Source organism: Streptomyces durocortorensis, assembly GCF_016901035.1.
Classification (GTDB): Bacteria; Actinomycetota; Actinomycetes; order Streptomycetales; family Streptomycetaceae; genus Streptomyces; species Streptomyces durocortorensis.
The window spans coordinates 1-3,595 of record NZ_JAFEUF010000402.1; the positions used below are offsets into that span (position 1 = coordinate 1).

The following is a 3,595-nucleotide window of genomic DNA, read 5'->3' on the forward strand; positions in this document are numbered from 1 at the left end:
GGTGGTTTCCGGGGTGGGGGTGGTTCCCGTGTCCTGCCCGGTGGGTGTCTGCGGGGCCGTGCTCGCGTCCGCGCCGGTGGGCCCGCCCGAGGTCGTCCCCGTGTCCTGCCCGGTGTTCGTGTCCCGGTCGGCCGCCGGGGTGGCGGCCGCAGGGGCCTGGTTGGCGGGCGTCACCGTACGGGGGCGCGGGGCCGCCGTGCTGCTCGCGGCGGCCAGTGCCTCGGCGAGGCCGCCGATCTCGACGTGGACGACGGCCACCGGCTTGGCCGAGCCGCCGGCCACCGCCTTGGTCAGGGCCTCGGCCAGCACCTGGCCGTCGCCGGTCTCGGCCTCGCCGTTCTCCCCCACCCACGGGATGGCGGTGACGATGACGGCGTCGCAGGTCCCGTCCGCGAGCGCCTCGGCCAGCGCGTCCCGGAAGTCCTGCGGGGAGGCGCCGGTGGTGAGGTCGATCGGCGGGCGCGGGCGCAGCCCCTCGGCGAGGCAGGCGTCGTACGTCAGCAGGCCGAGGGATTCGGAGTTGCCGAGGATGGCGACCCGGGGGCCGGCCGGGAGGGGCTGGCCCGCCAGCAGGAGCCCGGCGTCGACCATCTCGGTCACGGTGTCGACACGGATGACGCCGGCCTGGCGCATCAGCGCGGAGACCGTGGCGTCGGGGATGCGGCTGACCGGGACGGCGTGGCCGGGCGGGTTGGTGCCGCTGTGCCGGGCGCCCTTCACCACGACGACGGGCTTCACGGCGGCGGTGCGGCGCGCGAGGCGGGTGAACTTGCGGGGGTTGCCGAGCGATTCGAGGTAGAGGAGGGCGACGTCGGTGTCCGGGTCCTCGAAGCTGTACTGGAGGAAGTCGTTGCCGGAGACATCGGCCCGGTTGCCCGCCGAGATGAACGAGGACAGGCCCGCGCCGCGCCGGTGGAGACCGGAGAGCAGGGCGATGCCGATCGCGCCGGACTGGGTGAACAGGCCGATCCGGCCGCGGGCGGGCGACTCGGGGGCGAGCGAGGCGTTCAGCCGGACGGTCTCGGCGGTGTTGATGATGCCGAAGGCGTTGGGGCCGATGATCCGCATGCCGTACGAGCGGGCCTGGCGGACCAGTTCGCGCTGGAGCTCCCGGCCGTCGGCGCCCCGCTCGGCGTAACCGGCGGAGAGCACGACCAGGCCCTGGACGCCGTGCTCGCCGCAGTCGGCGACGGCCTCGGGGACTCGGTGAGCGGGGACCGCGATGACGGCGAGGTCGACCTGCTCGTCGATCTCGCCGAGCGAGCGGTGGGCGGGAACCCCGTCGAGGGTGGCGAGGCCCTCGTCGAAGGCGCGGTTCACGGCGTAGGTGCGGCCGGTGTAGCCGGCGGCGAGGAGGTTGCGCAGGACCGTGCGGCCCACCCCGCCGGGGGTGCGGCCGGTGCCGATGACCGCGACGGAGCCGGGGGCGAGGAGGCGCTGCACCGAGCGGGCCTCGGCGCGCTGTTCGCGGCCGCGCTGGACGGCGAGGGACTTCTCGGTGGGTTCGAGGTCGAGGGTGAGGTGGACGGAGCCGTCCTCGAAGCTGCGGCGCTGGCTGTAGCCGCCGTCCCGGAACACCTTGATCATTTTGTTGTTGGCGGGGAGCACCTCGGCGGCGAAGCGCCGGATGCCGCGCTCGCGGGCGACCGCGGCGATGTGTTCGAGCAGCGCCGAGGCGACTCCGCGGCCCTGGTGGGCGTCCTGGACGAGGAAGGCGACCTCGGCCTCGTCGGCGGGCGCGGAGGCGGGGCGGCCCTGGTCGTTGATGCGGTCGAAGCGGACGGTCCCGATGAACTCGCCCCCGATGGTGACGGCCAGTCCCACCCGGTCGACGTAGTCGTGATGGGTGAAGCGGTGCACGTCCCGGTCGGATAGCCGCGGATACGGGGCGAAGAACCGGTAGTACTTCGACTCGTCGGACACCTGCTCGTAGAAGCTGACCAGTCGCTCGGCGTCGTCCGTGGTGATCGGCCTGATGCGCGCGGTGCCACCGTCGCGGAGCACCACGTCCGCTTCCCAGTGGTCGGGGTACGCGTGATGCGGACTCTGTTCCGGCGTGGGCTCCATGGCCAAAGCCTACGGCGGGGAGCCCGGTCGCGGAGGGATCGGTGCCGGGGCAGTCTGAGGAGGCCCGGGCCGGGGCAGCCGGAGCACAGGGCGGACGGGAGGCCGGGCACAGCACCACGCACTGCATGAGAGACTGGTCTAGACAACCGTTGATATGTGAAGGGCAGAACCATGGCTGAGCGCCGCGTAAACGTCGGTTGGGCCGAGGGCCTGCACGCCCGCCCCGCTTCCATCTTCGTCCGTGCCGCCACGGCCTCCGGCGTCCCCGTGACGATCGCCAAGGCCGACGGCAACCCGGTGAACGCCGCCTCCATGCTGGCCGTGCTCGGTCTGGGCGCGCAGGGCGGCGAGGAGATCGTGCTCGCGTCCGACGCGGACGACGCCGAGGCCGCTCTGGACCGGCTGGCGAAGCTGGTCGCCGAGGGCCTGGAAGAGCTTCCGGAGACCGTCTGACCCCTCCGGCTCCGGTCCGTCCGGAATCGATCGGCGCGAGAGCCGTGACCCCGTGATCCTTTTGCGGGTTCACGGCTCTTTCATTTTCGGGAGAGAGCCGCAGCTCGACAATGCGGGCAACGTGAAATGGCACCCCGAAATTACTTCTCTTTGTATACGGCGCTTTTGTTAATGCCGGACACGCGCCGTGTTTACGCCGTGTTGCGAACTTCTCACCGGGGGAACGGGAGCGGCGCGGCGCCCCGGGAGATCCGGGCGGCGGAGCCGGTGCGCGGCGGTGGAGCGTTCCGCGTGCTGGGCGGTGAGCGCCCTCGCCCGTTCCGCGTCGCCGCGCGCCACGGCGTCCACGATCGCGCCGCGCTCGGCCCAGGCGTCGGCCGGGCGGGCCTCGTGCTCGACCGCGTACATCCAGGCGATCTTGTGCCGGAGCTGGGTGAGCAGCGCGATGAGCCCGGGGCTGCCGGAGGCCTGGGCGAGGGTCTCGTGGAACCAGCCGCCCAGCGAGCGCAGATCCTCGCCCTCGCCGCGGCGGGCCCGCTCCTGGCCCAGTCTGACCAGGCCGCGGAGCACCTTGAGATGGGCTTCCGTGCGGCGCTGGGCCGCGCGGGCCGCACCCAGGGGCTCCAGGAGCGTCCACACCTCCAGGAGGTCGGCCGCCTCCTGCACGGTGGGCTCCGCGACACAGGCGCCGGCGTGTCTGCGGGTGACCACGAAGCCCTCGGACTCCAGGGTGCGCAGCGCCTCGCGGACCGGGACGCGGGAGACCCCGTAGCGGCGAGCCAGCAGCTCCTCGGTGAGGCGGCTGCCGCGCTCGTAGACACCGGAGACGATGTCGTCACGGATCGCCGTGCATACCGAATGCGCGGGAATGCGCATATTCGAACCTCCGCCTTGATCCCCGCAAAACGCGGCCGCCCGACGTCTGTTCCGTGACTCTATGACAATCCGCCGGAATTTCCGATGGCGGGCCGGAATCCAGGGATATCTTCACGCAGGAATTGCCGAAGGCCCCGGCGGGTGCCGGGGCCGTGGGGCGGCCCGGACGGCCAGAGGGGGGGGGCCGGGGTGGTATACA

At 72.7% G+C, this 3,595-nt stretch carries 3 protein-coding genes; 1 reads left to right on the forward strand and 2 read right to left on the reverse strand.

What is annotated here, in order from left to right:
* Nucleotides 1-2,067 (reverse strand): GNAT family N-acetyltransferase (locus tag JS521_RS34565; protein WP_239488238.1); only part of this gene is annotated, 2,067 nt, incomplete at its 3' end.
* A gap of 171 nt (nucleotides 2,068-2,238) precedes the next feature.
* Here JS521_RS34565 and JS521_RS34570 point away from each other — a divergent pair.
* A complete protein-coding gene (locus JS521_RS34570) occupies nucleotides 2,239-2,520 on the forward strand; it encodes an HPr family phosphocarrier protein (protein ID WP_007449776.1) in 282 nt (93 codons plus the stop codon).
* A gap of 168 nt (nucleotides 2,521-2,688) precedes the next feature.
* Here the strand turns inward: JS521_RS34570 and JS521_RS34575 are convergent, their stop codons facing one another.
* On the reverse strand, nucleotides 2,689-3,396 hold the full coding sequence (locus JS521_RS34575) for a GntR family transcriptional regulator (protein ID WP_205086825.1): 708 nt from the start codon (nucleotides 3,394-3,396) through the stop codon (nucleotides 2,689-2,691).
* Nucleotides 3,397-3,595: the final 199 nt, after the last annotated feature.